Source organism: Tenacibaculum finnmarkense (genome assembly GCF_900239185.1).
Lineage (GTDB): Bacteria > Bacteroidota > Bacteroidia > Flavobacteriales > Flavobacteriaceae > Polaribacter > Polaribacter finnmarkensis.
Genome location: NZ_OENA01000038.1, coordinates 236,117 through 254,419 on the forward strand (window position 1 = coordinate 236,117; position 18,303 = coordinate 254,419).

Below are 18,303 nucleotides of genomic sequence, written 5' to 3' on the forward strand. Positions count from 1 at the left end.
ATATTCAAGTAGGAGGTTCTTACAGGAATTATAATCCAAACTCTAAAGGAACACTTTTTAATGATGCTTTTGAAAAGATAGAAATAGAAGAATATGGTTTTTATTCTCAAATTCAGAAAAAATTATTTAATGAGAGATTAAAAGTAACAACATCACTTCGTTATGATAAAGCAACTAATTTTGATGGAAATTATTCACCAAAAATAGCCTTGAATTATGTTTTAGGTACTGATAAAAATCATGTGTTAAGAGCTTCTTATCAAACAGGTTTTAGAAACCCAACAGTTCAAGAACAATATATGTTTTTAAATCCATCAATTAAAACAACAATAGGAACTGTTAAGGCTAACTTAGATAGAATATCTTCTGAAAACTACACGCCAGTTTTTGATCCTACTTTAAATGACTACCAGACAAGAGTCGTAACTGGACAAGAAATACTAAATAATTCTGTATTAACTAGCACTGCGTTTAAAGCTGACGGTGATTATTCGAAGGCAATTAAATCTGATTATGGAGAGGTTCTTCCAGAGGTAGTTAAAACACTTGAATTAGGGTATAGAAGTATGTTTCGTTTAAATAATAACACCAATTTTGATATCGATATTAACGGGTATTATAGTAAGCATGATAATTTTGTTTTTACACAAGATATAACAACCCTTAGCTTAGGAAAAGTCTATCCTTTCGGAAATAAAAAATTAACTCAACCAGAAATAGAAGCTCTTAATTACACACCTATTATAAACGACCAAGGTGTTGTGGTTTATGACGAAATGGCTTTTGTTTCTATAGCACAAGGGTTTTGTGAAGATTTTAGTATTATAACCAATAGTAAATCTAATGTTGATTCTTATGGTTTTGCTTTAGGGATGCATACTAAATTATTCAAAAATTTTGATTTTGGAGTAAACTATAATTTTAATGATTATGAGTTTGAAGATAAAGATAACGGACAATTTGAACCTAATTTTAATACACCAAAACATGCTGTAAAAGTGCAGTTTGGAAATAGTAAACTTTTCAGAAATGTAGGGTTTAATATTAATGCTAGATGGTCGGATAAATATAAATGGGTTTCGAAATTCGTAAAGGGTAATGTAGATGCAAGAACGGTAATTGATGCACAATTAAACTACCGTATTCCTTCGATGAAATCTAAACTTAAAATTGGAGGAACAAATTTATTTGGTAAAGAATATTTTGTAGCACCAGGATCTGGTCAAATAGGGCAATTGTATTATATATCTTGGAGCATTAATAACTAAGTTATTTTATATATATTAAGCACACAAAAAACCTGAATAATATTTTATTCAGGTTTTTTTTTGGTTATTAATATGTTGTACCGATTTTGTTGTTGGTGTTTTGTTGTTGGTGTTTTGTTGTTGGTAGAGACGCAATGCATTGCGTCTCTACGATGTTCTGCTCAGGAAAATGATGCTGAATCGTTAAACAAAAAAATGAGCCCGATTAGATATCGAGCTCATTTTTATAAATAGGTTATTTTTATTTTTTTACTTAATAAGCTCTTTCGTCATTTCCTTCATAGAAGTTAATAAACGCTTGGTTTACCACTCTGTTTCCACCATCGGTAGGATAATCACCTGTAAAATACCAATCACCTAAATTATCAGGACAGGCTTTGTGTAAGCTTTCAACGTTTTGGAAAATTACTTCAATATTAGAAGAAATATCCGCAGTTTTTAACATCTGAGCAATTTTAGCCGAAATTTGTTCATCGGTAAAAGGAGCATATACCTCTTTTACATAATTTACAACATCTTTATCTTGGCTAACCTGTTGCTTTTTACATTTGGCATATACGCTATCAATAATACCATACTGATCGGTTTCTTTTAACAATTCTAATGCCGCTTTAAAGGCGATAAAATCATTAATTTTTGCCATATCAATACCATAACAATCAGGGTAACGAATTTGAGGAGCCGAAGAAACTACTACAATTTTCTTTGGATTTAATCTATCTAATATTTTAATGATACTTTTCTTTAAAGTCGTACCACGAACAATACTATCGTCAATAATTACCAAGTTATCGGTTGGTTTTACAACGCCATAAGTAACATCGTAAACATGGGCTACTAAGTCATCTCTACTGCTATCATCAGTAATAAAAGTTCTTAATTTTGCATCTTTAATAGCTATTTTTTCAAAACGAGGTCTTTTAGAAAGAATATCGGTTACTTTTTCTTTCGATAATTTTCCGCCACCTGCTAAAATAGCTGCTGTTTTTTGCTGATTTAACACATCTTCGGCAGCTTCCATCATTCCAAAAAATGAAGTTTCTGCGGTGTTAGGAATGTATGAGAAAACAGCATTTTCAATATCGTTATCAATCGATTTTAAAACCTCAGGAAATACATATTTTCCTAAGTTTTTACGTTCGGTGTAAATATCGGCATCGCTTCCTCTTGAAAAATAAATACGCTCAAAAGAACAGGCTTTTTTAACACGTTGTTCTAAAACAGGCGCCATAGAAGTTTCACCACTTTTTTTAATAATTAGTGCATGACCTCTATCAATTTCTTTGATTTCGTTAATATCAACATTAAATACCGTTTGAATTGCAGGACGCTCTGAGGCTACCACTACAACTTCATCATCTTGATAATAAAATGCAGGACGAATCGCCGAAGGATCTCTTAAAACAAAAGCATCACCGTGTCCTAATAAACCAGCCATAGCGTAACCACCATCCCAGTTTTTTGCTGAACGTTGTAAAATTCGTTGGATATCTAAATGCTCTTCAATAAAAGGAGAGGCATCTTTTTTACTAAATCCAGCTTCTTTTGCTTTTACATATAAATCAGAAACTTCATCTTCTAAGAAATGACCGATTTTTTCCATTACTGTAACGGTATCGGTAGCTTCTTTAGGATGCTGTCCTAAATCAATTAAATCATTTAAAAGTTGCTTCGAATTGGTCATGTTAAAGTTACCTGCAACAAGTAAACTTTGATGCCTCCAATTACTTTGACGTAAAAAAGGATGTACATTTTCGATAGAATTACCACCAAAAGTACCGTAACGAACATGCCCTAAAAATAAGTTACCTAAATAAGGAACATTATTTTGTAGCCATTCGGTGTCGTTTACTTTTTCAGGGTTTTCTTCAAAAACGCCGCTAATACGGTTGTTGATTTTTCCGAAAATATCTTTAATTGGTTGCGATTGATTAGAACGAATTCTGCTAATATATCTCGTTCCTGGTGCTACATCAAATTTAATACTAGCAAAACCCGCACCATCTTGCCCACGATTGTGCTGTTTTTCCATTAATAAATACATTTTATTTACCCCGTATAAAGCGGTTCCGTACTTATCTTTATAATATTGTAATGGTTTTAATAATCGAACCATTGCAATACCGCACTCATGTTTAATAGCGTCACTCATTTTGAAAAAATATTTAATAGTGTGTTGTTGTTGTTCTTGTTATTCTTGTTGTTGTATGTTTTATGCTATAAAAAAAATCCGCAGCAAAAAGCGCGGATTTTTAAGTTATGATAGTTTTATATCAAATTGTGTCAATTCTTTAAAAGCTTGTAAGCGTGTTAGCACTTCTTCTTTTGTAAGATTTTCCATTCGTTGTGTTCCAAATTTTTCAACACAAAAGGACGCTAAATTAGAACCGTAGATAATTCCGTTTTTCATGTTGTCAAACGAAATGTCTTCAGTTTTTGCTAGATATCCACAAAAACCTCCTGCAAAAGTATCTCCTGCTCCTGTTGGATCAAATACTTCGGCTAACGGTAATGCTGGCGCAAAGAACATTTTTCCTTCACTAAATAATAAAGCACCGTGTTCTCCTTTTTTAATGATTACATATTTAGGACCCATTTCATGAATTTTCTTCGCAGCATTTACTAACGAATATTCTCCACTTAATTGACGCGCCTCTTCGTCATTAATAGTAACAACATCTACACGTTTTAAAACGGTGTGTAAATCATCTAAAGCGATGTCCATCCAAAAGTTCATCGTATCTAATACTACTAATTTTGGCTTTTCAGTCATCTGATCTAAAACAGATGCTTGTGTTAAGGGGTGTAAGTTTCCTAACATTACAATACCTGCATCTTTAAATGCTTCAGGAACTACAGGGGTAAAATGTTCTAATACATTTAATTCTGTAATTAGGGTATCGCGTGAATTCATATCGTTATGATATTTACCACTCCAAAAGAAAGTTTTACCTTCTTTTACAACTTCAATACCATCGGTATTAATTCCTTTACTGTTCATCATATCTAAATATGATTGAGGGAAATCTCCTCCAACAACAGAAACAACTCCGGTTTTAACTCCAAAATTAGAAGCTGCCAAACCTACGTAAGTTCCTGAACCTCCTAATATTTTATCTGTTTTACCAAAAGGTGTTTCAATAGCGTCAAATGCTACGGTACCAACTGCTAATAATTTGCTCATTTCTTGTTTTTTTACTGTAATTTTGCACTTTTAACAAAGTGTCACAGTGCAAAAATAGTTTTAAAAAATGACTATCAAAGAAATACAAGAAGAAATTATTGACGAGTTCTCTATGTTTGATGACTGGATGGAGCGTTACGAATATATCATTGACTTAGGAAAATCATTACCTATAATAAAGGACACTTTTAAGTTAGATGAAAATTTAATTAAAGGATGTCAGTCAAAAGTTTGGTTATATTCAGAGTTATCTGGCGACAGTATTCTGTTTACTGCCGATAGCGATGCTATTTTAACCAAAGGAATTGTAGCCCTATTATTAAGAGTTTATTCTAATCAAACACCACAAGCAATTTTAGCTGCAAAAACTGATTTTATAGATGAAATTGGTTTAAAAGAACATTTAAGCCCAACCCGTGCAAATGGTTTAGTTTCTATGATTAAGCAGATAAAAATGTATGCAATAGCGCAACAATCAAAATTGACAACCTAAATTAATAGTCAAAATTAACAACGAAAAGAAGTAGGAAAGATGACAGATAAACAACTAGACGAATTAGGAGATAAAATAGTAGGTGTTTTAAAAACAATTTACGATCCTGAAATTCCAGTAGATATATATGAGTTAGGTTTAATTTATGATGTATTCGTGTCGGAAGAAAACGATGCTAAAATTTTAATGACCTTAACTTCGCCAAATTGCCCGGTAGCAGAAAGTTTACCTGTTGATATTGAAAATAAAGTAAAATCATTAGAAGAAATTAACAACTGCGAGGTTGAAATTACTTTTGATCCTACTTGGACAAATGAAATGATGAGTGAAGAAGCGAAGTTAGAACTTGGAATGCTATAAAAATGGCAGCACAAATTATAAATAAAGTAGCAAACAGTCAATTAACAACCATCGATCTTGAAGATTTTTATCCAAAGGGAAATCGTATTGTTTTTGATATTAAAGATTGGTTGTATGAAGAATTAATTCTTCGTGAAAAAGACTTCCGAGAACAAGTTAAAAATCATAATTGGTCGCAATATGAGGGAACTTTTGTTGCTTTGAGTTGTTCGGTGGATGCAGTAATTCCTTCTTGGGCATATCTTTTATTAACAACAAAGTTAACCGAATTTGCTAAAAAAGTAGTAGTAGGAAATTTAGAATTACTAGAAACGGTGCTTTTTAATGATATTATTACTAATTTAAATATCACAGAATATCAAGATAAAAGATTAATAATAAAAGGCTGTTCTAATAAACCAATACCACAAAGTGCTTATACACTGCTGGTAAGCAAAATTCAGCCAATTTGTAAAAGTATTATGTTTGGGGAAGCCTGTTCAACGGTGCCTTTATTTAAAAAAAAATAAGTGCATAAAGAGTGACTTTTATAAAATAATATTGTCTAATAAAAAGCGTAGTTTTACGCTCTTAAAAATTATAAAATTAACAGTATGAAAAAAATTGTTTTAACATTCGCATTTGTATGCGCTATTGCTTCTTTAAAAGCACAAACAGTTGAAGAATTAAAAAAAGACCTTACAGATAAAAAAGGTGAAATAAGTAAATTACAAGGTGAAGCAAGTGCTTTACAATCTAAAATTGATGCTTTTCCAGGATGGAAATTTGGTGCATTTGGTACTATTGGAGCAAATTTTTCAGGTTTTGATAAATGGTATTCTAACGCAGTTCCTAATTCATCAGCAGGAAATGTAGGTATCACTGCAAATGGTTTTGCTAATTTAGATACTGATAAATATTTTTGGAGAAATTCAGGAAATATCAATTTAGGATGGGTTAAATTAGATGATAAAAACAACGCTACTGACGATACTGATTTTCAGGGAACTACCGATGTTTTTACTATAACTTCTTTATTTGGTTATAAATTAACGAAAACAGTAGCTGCATCAACATTAGTTGAATACAGAACATCTTTAATTAAAAACTTTAACGATCCAGGATATTTAGATTTTGGACTAGGGCTTACCTGGATTCCTATGCCAGAATTAGTGGTAGTTGCACATCCATTAAACTACAACTATGTATTTAGTAAATCAGGATCAAACTTTGATTCATCATTAGGAGCTAAAATAGTAGCAGAATACAACAAGAAAATTGGTAACTTTAAATTCAGATCTAACTTATCAACTTTCCAAAGCTATAAATCAGCAGATTTATCAAACGCAACTTGGGTTAATTCACTTGGTTTTAATATCTGGAAAGGTATTGGAGTAGGAATTGAGTCTGGTTTAAGAGCTAATAAACAAGAAGCATTTAATTCAGAATTAACAAATTACCCTTCTTTAGCAGCAACCCCAGGAAAAATACAATCTTACTGGTTAGCAGGTTTAAGCTACGGTTTCTAAATAAAAAGAGTATTATTATAATATAATTATAAGAAACCTCAAGCAGTAATGTTTGAGGTTTTCTTTTTTACGTATTTTAGCTAAAAATAAAATTAAATTAAATGACACTATTAATTATTTACGCTACAGTTTCTATTTTTTTCTCTTTTATCTGTTCTATTTTAGAGGCTGTTTTATTAAGTGTAACCACCACTTTTATCAATGTTAAAAAGAAAGAAGGCGCTGCTTTTGCTACAGAATTAGAAACCTTAAAAAAAGATGTTGACAAGCCTTTAATTGCTATTTTAACATTAAATACTCTAGCGCATACAGTAGGGGCAATTTTAGTAGGAACAGAGGCTAAGAAAATTTTTAATGATGACGGTTATGGTGTTTTTATTGTTTCGGCAGTGATGACTATTTTAATTTTAGTAGCCTCAGAAATTATTCCAAAAACCATTGGAGCAACGTATTGGAAACAGTTAGCAGGCTTTACTACAACAGCTTTAAAAATGATGATTTTTCCATTAAAATGGACAGGAGTTCTATGGATTTTACAATTAGCAACGAAATTAATTGGTGGAAAATCGGGGCATGGAGAAAGTGTTTTAAGCAGAGAGGATTTTTCAGTAATGACAGATATTGCCCAGCAAGAAGGGGTTTTTCATGAAGATGAAAGCAATGTTATTAGAAACATGCTAAACTTTAAAGACGTTCAAGCAAAAGATATTATGACACCTCGAACTGTGGTAGTGTCAGCAGATGAAAACCAAACAATTCAATCTTTTTTTGATAAAAACAAGCAGTTAAACTTTTCAAGAGTTCCTGTTTTTTCTAAAAACTCAGACAACATAACAGGTTATATTTTAAAAGATCAGCTTTTATTAGCTTTAATTGATAAAAAAGGAAGCCAGCCTTTGAGTTCAATTAAAAGAGATATTTTAGTAGCAAAAAGAGAATTATCAGTTCCTGATTTGTTTACTACATTAGTAAAAGAACGCGAGCATTTAGCGTTAGTTATTGATGAATATGGATCGGTAAGTGGTTTGGTTACTCAAGAAGATGTTATTGAAACTCTTTTAGGTTTTGAAATAATGGATGAAAGTGACCGTGTTGCCGATTTGCAAAATTTAGCCAGAACAAACTGGGAGAAACGTTCAAAAAACATTGATATTATTGATCATTCTGATGAGTCATAATTCTTTTAAGTACTTATAAAATAAATACAAAAAAACTCAGTACTAAATTTAGTACTGAGTTTTTTTATATTTTAAGTGCTTCTTTTCAATAAAATTATAGCGGAATAACAATTGAACCGTTAAATTTTTCTCTTATTTTATTTAAAGCTCTATCTGCCTCTAATTTTGTTCTATAATCGCCAACCTGTGCTTTCCAATCAGGCTGATCGTAGGTAATTTTAGTAAAAACACCTGGGTATTCAAGGCGAAATCTATTTCGTAAACTTTTCGCTTTGGTTTCTAATCCATTATATAATTGGATTCTATAACCAGTACCGTTGTTTTTATTATATGTTCTTTTTTTTACAATCAGCGCAGCAATCTCTTTGTTGTCCTTTTGATTTTGCTGTGCTTTTGCACTCAAAACACCTATTGAAAGTGATAGCGCTAAAATTAGTATAAGACCTCTTTTTTCCATTTAATTAAAACTTTATACAAAAGTAATGACTTGTAATTTAATAGATTGTTTACTTGAGTTATTTAGAACAAATATAAATTATAAATTAGGATTCTCTTAACTTTTCACAATTTATATAGAAGTAGTACTTTTGCGTAACCTTCTATGCGCTATTTTACTAATAGCCTTGTAGATAAAAATGTATTAAAACTTATATTTAACAGTATGAAAAGTGTGAAACATCACAACAGATTAACCCAGACACTCGTAAAGAGTTTAGCTTTCTTTTTAGTTTTATTAGTGAGTTTTTCAGCATTTTCACAAGATGTTGATGAAGCTCGTCAAAAAGAAGGGAAAAAATTATTTAAATCTTTATGTGCATCATGTCACAAGTTAGACAAAAAACTTGTAGGTCCTAAATTAGGAGACATTGAAAGTAGAAGAGAAAACGATTGGTTAAAGTCTTGGATTAGAGACAATGCCGCGTTTAGAGCTTCTGGCGATAAAGACGCAATTGAAGTTTTTGAAGAGTACAAGCAATCTAGCATGACGGCTTTTCCTCAGTTAACTGATAAAAATATCGACGATATTCTTTATTACACCACTGTAGGAAAACTTAAAAAAGCAGGTGAAGCTGCTGTTGCTGTTGGAACAACTGAAAAAGGAGAAGCTCCTGGATGGTTGTTGTATCTTTTAGCTGCTGCTATTATTGTAGCTTTTTTAATTATTGCTAGTTTATTAAAAACAATTAGTGAATTAAAAGGAGCTCCTAAAACACCAGGTGTCGTAGGACAAACTGCTGATTTATGGGAAGGGTTAAAGAAAAATACCTTTTTACAAGTGTTAATCGTTATATTTTGTGCTTTAATGGGTGCTTATTTTTTCTTCGGAACCTTATTTCAAATAGGAGTAGACGAAGGATATCAGCCAATTCAGCCAATTGCTTTTTCACACAAAATTCACGCTGGTGATAACAAAATTGACTGTCAATATTGTCACTCTTCAGCAAAACATAGTAAAACATCAGGGATTCCTTCAGTAAGTGTTTGTATGAATTGTCATAAAAACATATCTGAAGTAGCAGATGATACTAAAGTTGTAATGGATGATCATACTTTAGTGAAATCTGACTTAGATAAAGAAATTGCTAAGATATATGAGGCTGCCGGATGGGATGCTGAAAATTTAGAATACACTGGAGTTACCAAACCTGTTAAATGGGTTAGAGTTCATAATTTACCAGATTTTGCATATTTTAATCACTCACAGCACGTTAGTGTTGCTGGTTTAAAATGTCAAAAATGTCATGGTCCTGTTGAAGAAATGGAAGAGGTATATCAATATTCTCCATTAACAATGGGTTGGTGTATTGACTGTCATAAAGCAACCAAGGTTGACTTAAAAGGCAATGAATACTATGCTAAAATTCATAAGCAATTAGCAGCAAAGTATGGGGTTGACCAAGTGTCAATTGCTCAGTTAGGTGGAAAAGAGTGTGGTAAGTGCCACTATTAATCAATTAGAAAGTAGAAAAACACATATATAAATGGCTTCAAACAAAAAATACTGGCAAAGTGTTGAAGAACTAAAAGGTAGTTCTGTTGTTGAAACGCTACGTAATAATGAGTTTGTACAAGATATTCCTACAGATGAATTTTTAGGTGATAAAGAAACATTAGAAACTTCATCAACCTCACGTAGAGATTTCTTGAAATATGTTGGATTTACCACAGCAGCCGCTTCTTTAGCAGCCTGTGAAGGTCCCGTAAGAAAATCAATCCCTTATGTAGTACAACCAAATGATATTGTTGTAGGTATTGCAGATTGGTATGCAACTACAATTGCAGATGGTTTTGATTTTGCAAACGTATTAGTAAAAACACGTGAAGGTCGTCCGATTCTTGTAATGCCAAATAAATTAGCATCAGGAGAAACAAACGCACGTACACAAGCATCTGTTTTATCATTATACGATGATCAATTACGTTTAAAAGAACCTAAAAAGGGTGCGGATCAAATTTCTTGGGCAGATGCCGATAAAGAAATTATAGCAACTTTAAACGAGTTAAAAGGAGCAAACGAACCAGTTGTATTATTAACAGGTACGTTAGCGAGTCCTTCAACTGAAAAAGTAATTACAGCATTTACGGCTGCATATCCAAACGTAAAGCACGTTGTTTATGATGCTATTTCAGAAAGTGCAACCGCTGATGCTTTTCAGGCAATGTATGGTACACGCGCTTTACCAAATTATGATTTTAGTAAAGCAGAGGTTATCGCTTCTATTGGTGCTGATTTTATTGGAGACTGGCAAGGAGGTTATGAGAAATCATACACTGATGGGCGTAAAGCTGCATCTGGTAAAATGTCTTACCATGTTCAGGTAGAAAGTAATATGTCATTGGCAGGAGCAAATGCTGATAAAAGATTGGTTGTAAAACCTTCTGATCAAGTATATGCTTTGGTTAATTTATATAATGCTGTAACAGGAGAGTCAATTCCTTCTAAAACAACTAAAATTGACGCTGAAATTAAAAAGCTAGCAAGCAATTTAATTAAAGCAGGTTCAAAAGGAGTTGTTCTTACAGGATTAAATGATAAAAACGCTCAGTTAATCGCTTTTGCAATTAACGAGAAGTTACAAAGTGAGATATTCGATACCAAAGCTGTTAATTTAACACGTCAAGGTAACGATACTCAAGTAGCTCAATTAGTTGCTGATATTAAAGCAGGAGTAGTAAAAGGTTTAGTTACTTATAACACAAATCCTTTATATACGTTAGCAAACGCTGCTGATTTAGCTGAAGGAATCAAGAATTTAAAATTATCTGTTGCAATATCGACTCAAAACGATGCAACGGCTAATGCTACACAATATACCTTACCAGCACCTCACAACTTAGAGAGTTGGGGAGATGTTACAATTACTAAAGGTACGTATAGTTTAATGCAGCCAACAATTTCACCATTATTTAATACCCGTCAGTTACAAGATGTGTTATTAAAATGGTCAGGTAGTTCTGTAAACTATTACGATACTTTAAAAGAATTTTGGAGTACTACTGTATTAAACGGAGCTTCTTGGAATCAGGCATTACATGATGGTTTTTTCAAATCAGCAATAGTTTCAGAAGAAGAAGAAGTTTTTGAATCGGCTGTAGTTATTAGTACTTCAGTTTCTGAATTATTAAAAACAACAAGTACCGCTTCAGGTTTTGAATTAAACTTGTTTTCATCAACTGCATTAGGTGATGGTAAACAAGCAAACAATCCTTGGTTACAAGAATTACCAGATCCTATTACACGTGCTTCTTGGGATAATTACTTAACCGTTTCAATGGCTGATGCTAAAGAATTAGGTTTTGATAACCCAGTAAAAGATAACGGTGCTATTAATGGAAACTACGCTACGGTAACAGTAAATGGTGTTTCTATTGAAAAAGTTCCAGTAATGATTCAGCCAGGTCAAGCAAAAGGATCTGTAGGTTTAGCATTAGGATACGGTAGAACACAAACGTTAAAAGAAGAGATGCAAGTTGGTTTAAACGCGTATCCTTTATATAAAAACGGAAATCCTATTCAATATAATGTTTCTATTGAAAAAACTTCAGGATGGCATAAGTTTGCTTGTACACAAGTACAAAGTACACTTGCAGGTCGTCATGATATTTTAAAAGAAGCAACTTTAAAGCAGGTAGCTGATAAAAATTTAGACCCAAAACATACTTGGAATAAGCCTTCAATGGTTTCTTACGATCATAAAGAAGTTGAAGCAAAAAGCATCGATTTATGGGCAGACCATAATCGTGAAGTTGGGCATCACTTTAATTTATCTATTGATTTAACATCTTGTACAGGATGTGGGGCTTGTGTAGTAGCATGTCATGCAGAAAACAATGTGCCAGTTGTAGGTAAAGACGAAGTAAGAGTAGGTAGAGATATGCACTGGTTGCGTATTGATCGTTATTATTCTTCTACAGTAATTGATAAGCAACATGAAGCTTCAATGACTATTGAAGAATTTAAAGCTCAAAACTCTAGATTATCAAACAAAGAAGTTGAAAGAAAGTATACTGAAAAGGTTTTAGAATTAAGTAAAGGTGATTTATTTGACGCTTTAGAAAATTCTGCTGAAAACCCAGAAGTAGCTTTCCAACCAATGATGTGTCAGCACTGTAATCATGCACCATGTGAAACGGTATGTCCGGTAGCAGCAACATCACACGGTCGTCAAGGTCAAAATCAAATGGCTTATAACAGATGTGTTGGTACTAGATATTGTGCAAATAACTGTCCTTATAGAGTTCGTCGTTTTAACTGGTTTAATTATTCAGAAAACAGCGAATTTGATTTCAATATGAATAACGAATACGGTAAAATGGTATTAAACCCAGATGTTGTAGTTCGTTCTCGTGGAGTTATGGAAAAATGTTCAATGTGTATTCAAATGACACAGGCAACAATTTTAAATGCTAAGAAAGAAGGTAGAGCAGTACATAAAGATGAATTTGAAACCGCATGTTCATCAGCTTGTTCGTCAGGATCAATGGTGTTTGGAGATGTAAATAATCCTGAAGATGCAGTTACTGCATTAAAAGAGGATGATAGGGCTTTTCACGTATTAGACTATATTGGAACAAAACCAAACGTAGTGTATCAAGTGAAAGTAAGAAATACAAACGAAGCTTAATAATAAAACTAATAAGTATATAGATTTATGTCGTCTCATTACGAATCATCTTATAGAGAACCTTTAGTGCTGGGTAACAAAAGTTACCATGATATCACTGAAGACATTGCAAGACCTATTGAAGGTAAAGCAAATCAAAATTGGTATATCGCATTTTATATTTCCTTAGCAGCAATGCTTTGGGGATTTGGATGTATTTTCTACACCGTCGGTACAGGTATCGGTGTGTGGGGATTAAACAAAAACATCGGTTGGGCATGGGATATTACCAACTTCGTATGGTGGGTAGGTATTGGTCACGCAGGAACCTTAATTTCGGCGGTACTATTACTATTCCGTCAAAAATGGCGAATGGCAATTAACCGTTCGGCAGAAGCGATGACAATTTTCGCGGTATTCCAAGCAGGGTTATTTCCAATTATTCACATGGGGCGTCCATGGAACGGATATTGGGTGTTACCAATGCCAAACCAGTTCGGGTCATTATGGGTGAATTTTAACTCACCATTATTATGGGATGTATTCGCAATTTCAACCTATTTATCAGTATCACTAGTTTTCTGGTGGACTGGTTTATTACCAGATTTTGCAATGATTCGTGATAGAGCCGTTAAGCCTTTTCAAAAGAAAATATATGCTTTATTATCTTTCGGATGGTCAGGTAGAGCTAAAGATTGGCAACGTTTTGAAGAAGTGTCATTAGTGTTAGCAGGTTTAGCTACACCATTAGTACTTTCAGTACATACAATTGTATCTATGGATTTTGCTACTTCTATTAACCCAGGATGGCATTCAACAATATTTCCACCTTATTTCGTAGCAGGAGCAATCTTTTCGGGGTTTGCAATGGTACAAACCTTATTAGGTATTATGCGTAAGGTTACTAATATGGAAGCATATATTACACGTTTACACGTAGAGTATATGAATATTGTAATCCTTTTAACAGGTGGTATTGTAGCGGTAGCATATGCAACAGAATTCTTTATTGCATGGTACACCGGTTCACCTTATGAAAACTATACGTATTTATCATTTGGAGCAGAAGCAGGAGCATATGGATGGGCATTTTGGTCATTATTAATATGTAATATTATATTGCCTCAATTATTGTGGATAAAGAAATTAAGAAGAAGTTTTATCTTCTCTTTCATTATGTCAATCATCATTAATATTGGTATGTGGTTTGAGCGTTTCGATATTATTGCAATTGTATTAAGTAAAGGACACTTACCATCAACATGGTGGCGTTTTGAACCAACATTTGTCGATGTAGGTATTTTTGTTGGAACTATTGGTTTCTTCTTTGTATTATTCTTATTATACGCAAGAACATTTCCAGTAATTGCACAAGCAGAAGTTAAGACAATCTTGAAATCTTCAGGACAGCATTTTAAAAAATTAAGAGAAGAGAACAATGAGCACTAGCAAAGTAATTCACGCATTTTATAATGATGATGATATCTTAATGGATGCCGTTAAGACAATCAAAGGAGAACATCATCATCACATCGAAGAGGTATTTTGTCCATTTCCAGTTCACGGATTAGACAAAGCATTAGGATTGGCACCAACCCGTTTAGCAATTACTGCATTCTTTTACGGAATTACAGGATTATGCTTTGCTATTTGGATGACAAACTATATGATGATTCAAGATTGGCCACAAGATATTGGAGGTAAACCTAATTTTAGTTGGTTTTCTAATATGCCAGCATTTGTGCCAATTATGTTTGAATTAACCGTGTTTTTCGCAGCCCATTTAATGGTAATTACTTTTTATATGAGAAGTAGAATATGGCCATTTAAAGAAGCCGAAAACCCTGATCCAAGAACAACAGATGACCATTTTTTAATGGAAATTCCTGTAAACGGTAACGAAGAAGAGTTAAAAGCGTTGATAGCAACAACAGGCGCTGTAGAAATTAACATAGTAGAAAAGCACTAATAACCAGAGATATGAAAAGTTTTGTAAAAATAATCGTGGCTTTAGTTGTTATAACAAGTGTTATTTCATGTGGAGATAAACGCACACCAAACCGACAATACATGCCAGATATGTATGTTGCCGTTCCTTATGAACCTAATGGGGCAGAAGGGTTAAATGGTAAAATGGTAGATAGATTACCAGTTGCTGGTACGGTAAGTAGAAAAGGTATTGTAGCTTATGATATTCCTGATACAAACGAAGGATATGAAAAAGCAAAAGCAACTTTAAAAAGCCCTTTAGCGACTACTGAAAAGAATTTAGCAAAAGGAAAAGAGTTGTACGGAATTTACTGTGCTACTTGTCATGGAGCTAAAGGAGATGGTAACGGAGTTTTATCTCAAAGAGATAAATTTAACGGAATACCAAACTACAAAGAAAGAGACTTAAATCCAGGGAATATTTATCATGTTATTATGTATGGTAAAAATTTAATGGGATCTCATGCAGGACAATTACAGTACAAAGAGCGTTGGCAAATTGTGCAGTATGTAGAGAAATTAAGAAGTGAATTAAAATAACTCTATAATAGATAGTTAAGATATGTACCAGTTTACAGGAAAATTAAAAATACTTGCTATTGCTCTTATGATTTTAGGAGCGTTAGGTACTGCCATCAGTTTTATGTCGGCACCTAAAACGTTAACAGAGGCAAAGGCAATTTTAGCAAAACAACATGGTGCTCATCACAATGAGCATGCTACAGATACCGCACATGCAGTAGCTGTACCTCATATTGAAGAAGCTAAAAAAGAAGCACATACTGAGGTTGAAAAACATTCAGAAAAAACAATTGAGACACATACTGCTGATACTACAGCAATACACACTCAAGCAGTTAAAGAAGTACATTCAGAACAAGCAACAACTGCTCATACTGAATCTGCAACACATGCTGTAGAAGCAACAGAAAAACACGCTGAAGCTGTAGTGCACGCAAGTACTACTGATGCTCATGCCGAAAACCATGACGCACATGCTGAACATGCTTTTCACCAAATGCAAAATCGCCCTTGGGCAGCATTTTTTGTAGCGTTAATGTTCTTTTTAGGAGTTACATTATTAGTATTGGCTTTTTATGCAATTCAAAGAGTTGCACAAGCAGGTTGGTCTGTGGTGTTATTTAGAGTAATGGAGGCTATTACAGCGAATTTACACTATGTAAGTGTTATTATGTTATTGTTTTTAATAGCAACATTTATGCACATGAATCATTTATTTCCTTGGATGAACGAGGGAGTTTTTGATCCGCAACATGCAAATTATGATGCTGTTATCGATGGAAAAAAATGGTTTTTAAATACACCTGGATGGTTAATGAGAAGTGTCTTTTACTTAACGGTATGGAATGTATATCGTTTTATCATTAGAAAAGGATCAATCAAACAAGAAAATGGAGATTTAAAATTACACATGAGAAATTACAATATTTCTGTAGTATTTTTATTCTTTTTTCTTATAACAGAATCAATGATGTCTTGGGATTGGATTATGGGAATTGACCCACACTGGTTCTCTACATTATTTGGATGGTATGTATTAGCTACTTTCTTAGTATCAGCATTAACAGTAATTGCTTTTGTAACAATTTACTTAAGAGCAAAAGGTTTTTTACCATTTGTAAACGATAGTCATATTCATGATTTAGCGAAGTATATGTTTGGTTTTTCAGTATTCTGGACCTATTTATGGTTTGCGCAGTTTATGTTAATTTGGTATGCTGATATTCCTGAAGAAACAACCTATTTCTTATTGCGTTTTAATGAATACAAAGTACCATTTTTAGCAATGGTAGTTATGAACTTCATCTTTCCGATATTATTATTAATCAATAGTGACTTTAAAAGTGTACCTTGGTTTGTAACAATAGGAGGAGTTGTAATATTAGCAGGTCATTATTTAGATTTATTCGTAATGATTATGCCAGGAACAGTTGGCGCTCAATACGGATTTGGGATTGGAGAAATAAGTGGAATTTTATTCTTCTTAGGATTGTTTATATTTGCTACTTTTAACGCATTTGCAAAAGCAAATCCATTAGCAAAAGGGAATCCTTTCTTACATGAAAGTGAAACACACCATTACTATAATATCGAACACAGAGGAGAAGATAGTAATCATCATTAATAATTATAATTAATAAACAAATAGTTTAGATAATATGCTCGCTTTATTTTATATTTTCATAGCAATTGCAATAGGAGTTAGCTTCTGGCAAATTACACGTATCATGAATCTACGTTCTGTAATAGCTACAGACAAAGACAATGAAACACAAGGTAAAATTGCCATAGGATTTTTAATTTTTTTCTATGCAATGATGGTTTACTGCTTAATTGCAATGAACGTAATTATGTTACCGGAATCGGCCTCTATTGAAGGAGAACACGATGATAATTTATTTAACATTACTTTTTGGTTAATCGGTATTGTTCAATTTGGAATGCAATTTTTAATCTTCTTTTTCACTTACAAATACAGGGGGAAAAAAGGTAAAAAAGCATTATTTTATGCCGATAGTCATACTTTAGAATTAATATGGACAGTTATCCCAGCGGTAACAATTGTTATATTAATTGGATATGGTTTATGGGCTTGGAATAATATTATGTATGTTGGTGATGATGAAAATCCAATTGTAATTGAAGTATATTCAAGACAATTTGACTGGCAAGCACGTTATGCAGGAGCAGATAATGAATTAGGTTTAGGAAACGTAAACTTTATTAAAGGTATTAACTCTATGGGAGTTGATATGTCTGACCCTAAAGCACAAGATGACAAGAAAGTTACCGAAATGGTTTTACCAAAAGGTAAAAAGGTTGTTTTTAAATTCCGTTCTCAAGATGTGTTGCACTCTGCATATATGCCTCACTTTAGAGCGCAAATGAACTGTGTACCAGGAATGATTACTCAATTTGCCTTTACACCAAAGTACACCACTGCAGAAATGCGTTTAAGTACTGAGGTTATTGCAAAAACCGATGGAATCAATAAAATAAGAAAAGCAAAAGGAGAAGATCCTTATGAGTTTGATTATTTATTGTTATGTAATAAAATTTGTGGTGCATCTCACTACAATATGCAAATGAAAATCACTGTTGTTGAACAAGCAGATTATGACAAGTGGTTATCAGAACAAAAAACATTAGCGCAAGTTATTAAATAAGATATTTTTTAAAAGTATATATAATAGATT

At 32.9% G+C, this 18,303-nt stretch carries 16 protein-coding genes; 13 read left to right on the plus strand and 3 right to left on the minus strand.

The annotated features are described in order from the left end of the window. Window positions 1–2 precede the first annotated feature (2 nt). Window positions 3–1,268 (plus strand): TonB-dependent receptor domain-containing protein, encoded by a 1,266-nt coding sequence (locus AQ1689_RS04915; RefSeq protein ID WP_101955360.1) that lies wholly within the window; start codon window positions 3–5, stop codon window positions 1,266–1,268. Window positions 1,269–1,521: 253 nt separating this feature from the next. Here the strand turns inward: AQ1689_RS04915 and AQ1689_RS04920 are convergent, their stop codons facing one another. Then, window positions 1,522–3,420, minus strand: a complete 1,899-nt coding sequence (locus AQ1689_RS04920) for an amidophosphoribosyltransferase (protein WP_101914117.1) — start codon at window positions 3,418–3,420, stop codon at window positions 1,522–1,524. Window positions 3,421–3,525: 105 nt separating this feature from the next. Continuing rightward, complete coding sequence (locus AQ1689_RS04925) at window positions 3,526–4,452, minus strand: PfkB family carbohydrate kinase (RefSeq protein ID WP_101914118.1); 927 nt, start codon at window positions 4,450–4,452, stop codon at window positions 3,526–3,528. 67 nt (window positions 4,453–4,519) lie between these two features. On the opposite strand from AQ1689_RS04925, the gene AQ1689_RS04930 reads away from it, so the two are divergent. The 5 genes from AQ1689_RS04930 to AQ1689_RS04950 all read left to right on the plus strand — a co-directional run bounded on the left by AQ1689_RS04930 (window position 4,520) and on the right by AQ1689_RS04950 (window position 7,991). After that, a complete protein-coding gene (locus AQ1689_RS04930) occupies window positions 4,520–4,945 on the plus strand; it encodes a SufE family protein (RefSeq protein ID WP_101914119.1) in 426 nt (141 codons plus the stop codon). A gap of 39 nt (window positions 4,946–4,984) precedes the next feature. Continuing rightward, complete coding sequence (locus tag AQ1689_RS04935) at window positions 4,985–5,305, plus strand: DUF59 domain-containing protein (protein WP_058886069.1); 321 nt, start codon at window positions 4,985–4,987, stop codon at window positions 5,303–5,305. A 2-nt stretch (window positions 5,306–5,307) separates the two neighbouring features. Further along, the gene (locus tag AQ1689_RS04940) at window positions 5,308–5,814 is read left to right on the plus strand and encodes a DUF2480 family protein (RefSeq protein WP_101955361.1); all 507 of its coding nucleotides are present in this window, start codon (window positions 5,308–5,310) and stop codon (window positions 5,812–5,814) included. An 84-nt stretch (window positions 5,815–5,898) separates the two neighbouring features. Further along, on the plus strand, window positions 5,899–6,813 hold the full coding sequence (locus AQ1689_RS04945) for a DUF3078 domain-containing protein (protein ID WP_101914121.1): 915 nt from the start codon (window positions 5,899–5,901) through the stop codon (window positions 6,811–6,813). A gap of 101 nt (window positions 6,814–6,914) precedes the next feature. Further along, window positions 6,915–7,991, plus strand: a complete 1,077-nt coding sequence (locus AQ1689_RS04950; protein WP_101955362.1) for a CNNM domain-containing protein — start codon at window positions 6,915–6,917, stop codon at window positions 7,989–7,991. 94 nt (window positions 7,992–8,085) lie between these two features. Here AQ1689_RS04950 and AQ1689_RS04955 read toward each other — a convergent pair whose 3' ends face one another. Further along, a complete protein-coding gene (locus AQ1689_RS04955) occupies window positions 8,086–8,448 on the minus strand; it encodes an SPOR domain-containing protein (protein WP_101955363.1) in 363 nt (120 codons plus the stop codon). 204 nt (window positions 8,449–8,652) lie between these two features. Between AQ1689_RS04955 and AQ1689_RS04960 the strand changes: the two genes are divergently transcribed. From AQ1689_RS04960 to AQ1689_RS04990, 7 genes are read left to right on the plus strand one after another with little or no spacing between them, the layout of a single operon-like run. Continuing rightward, the gene (locus tag AQ1689_RS04960) at window positions 8,653–9,942 is read left to right on the plus strand and encodes a cytochrome c3 family protein (protein WP_101914207.1); all 1,290 of its coding nucleotides are present in this window, start codon (window positions 8,653–8,655) and stop codon (window positions 9,940–9,942) included. A 31-nt stretch (window positions 9,943–9,973) separates the two neighbouring features. Continuing rightward, entirely contained in the window at window positions 9,974–13,117 is a 3,144-nt protein-coding gene (locus tag AQ1689_RS04965) for a TAT-variant-translocated molybdopterin oxidoreductase (RefSeq protein WP_101955364.1), read from the plus strand. A gap of 27 nt (window positions 13,118–13,144) precedes the next feature. Beyond that, window positions 13,145–14,545, plus strand: coding sequence for an NrfD/PsrC family molybdoenzyme membrane anchor subunit (gene nrfD / locus AQ1689_RS04970; protein ID WP_101914125.1), 1,401 nt, complete (start codon window positions 13,145–13,147; stop codon window positions 14,543–14,545). Continuing rightward, window positions 14,535–15,065, plus strand: coding sequence for a DUF3341 domain-containing protein (locus AQ1689_RS04975; protein WP_101914126.1), 531 nt, complete (start codon window positions 14,535–14,537; stop codon window positions 15,063–15,065). Before nrfD ends, AQ1689_RS04975 begins: the two co-directional genes overlap by 11 nt. An 11-nt stretch (window positions 15,066–15,076) precedes the next feature. Beyond that, a complete protein-coding gene (locus AQ1689_RS04980; RefSeq protein ID WP_180947532.1) occupies window positions 15,077–15,625 on the plus strand; it encodes a c-type cytochrome in 549 nt (182 codons plus the stop codon). Window positions 15,626–15,647: 22 nt separating this feature from the next. Continuing rightward, complete coding sequence (locus AQ1689_RS04985) at window positions 15,648–17,231, plus strand: quinol:cytochrome C oxidoreductase (protein WP_101955365.1); 1,584 nt, start codon at window positions 15,648–15,650, stop codon at window positions 17,229–17,231. Between the two features lie 34 nt (window positions 17,232–17,265). Further along, the gene (locus AQ1689_RS04990) at window positions 17,266–18,273 is read left to right on the plus strand and encodes a cytochrome c oxidase subunit II (protein WP_101914128.1); all 1,008 of its coding nucleotides are present in this window, start codon (window positions 17,266–17,268) and stop codon (window positions 18,271–18,273) included. Window positions 18,274–18,303 lie beyond the last annotated feature (30 nt).

Bases quoted from the DNA above. Each gene is read 5' to 3' on its own strand.
- AQ1689_RS04990 (WP_101914128.1), top strand. From the start codon at position 17,266: ATGCTCGCTTTATTTTATATTTTCATAGCAATTGCAATAGGAGTTAGC.
- AQ1689_RS04940 (WP_101955361.1), top strand. From the start codon at position 5,308: ATGGCAGCACAAATTATAAATAAAGTAGCAAACAGTCAATTAACAACC.
- nrfD (WP_101914125.1), top strand. From the start codon at position 13,145: ATGTCGTCTCATTACGAATCATCTTATAGAGAACCTTTAGTGCTGGGT.
- AQ1689_RS04935 (WP_058886069.1), top strand. From the start codon at position 4,985: ATGACAGATAAACAACTAGACGAATTAGGAGATAAAATAGTAGGTGTT.
- AQ1689_RS04980 (WP_180947532.1), top strand. From the start codon at position 15,077: ATGAAAAGTTTTGTAAAAATAATCGTGGCTTTAGTTGTTATAACAAGT.
- AQ1689_RS04985 (WP_101955365.1), top strand. From the start codon at position 15,648: ATGTACCAGTTTACAGGAAAATTAAAAATACTTGCTATTGCTCTTATG.
- AQ1689_RS04925 (WP_101914118.1), bottom strand. From the start codon at position 4,452: ATGAGCAAATTATTAGCAGTTGGTACCGTAGCATTTGACGCTATTGAA.
- AQ1689_RS04920 (WP_101914117.1), bottom strand. From the start codon at position 3,420: ATGAGTGACGCTATTAAACATGAGTGCGGTATTGCAATGGTTCGATTA.
- AQ1689_RS04930 (WP_101914119.1), top strand. From the start codon at position 4,520: ATGACTATCAAAGAAATACAAGAAGAAATTATTGACGAGTTCTCTATG.
- AQ1689_RS04950 (WP_101955362.1), top strand. From the start codon at position 6,915: ATGACACTATTAATTATTTACGCTACAGTTTCTATTTTTTTCTCTTTT.
- AQ1689_RS04965 (WP_101955364.1), top strand. From the start codon at position 9,974: ATGGCTTCAAACAAAAAATACTGGCAAAGTGTTGAAGAACTAAAAGGT.
- AQ1689_RS04945 (WP_101914121.1), top strand. From the start codon at position 5,899: ATGAAAAAAATTGTTTTAACATTCGCATTTGTATGCGCTATTGCTTCT.
- AQ1689_RS04955 (WP_101955363.1), bottom strand. From the start codon at position 8,448: ATGGAAAAAAGAGGTCTTATACTAATTTTAGCGCTATCACTTTCAATA.
- AQ1689_RS04960 (WP_101914207.1), top strand. From the start codon at position 8,653: ATGAAAAGTGTGAAACATCACAACAGATTAACCCAGACACTCGTAAAG.
- AQ1689_RS04975 (WP_101914126.1), top strand. From the start codon at position 14,535: ATGAGCACTAGCAAAGTAATTCACGCATTTTATAATGATGATGATATC.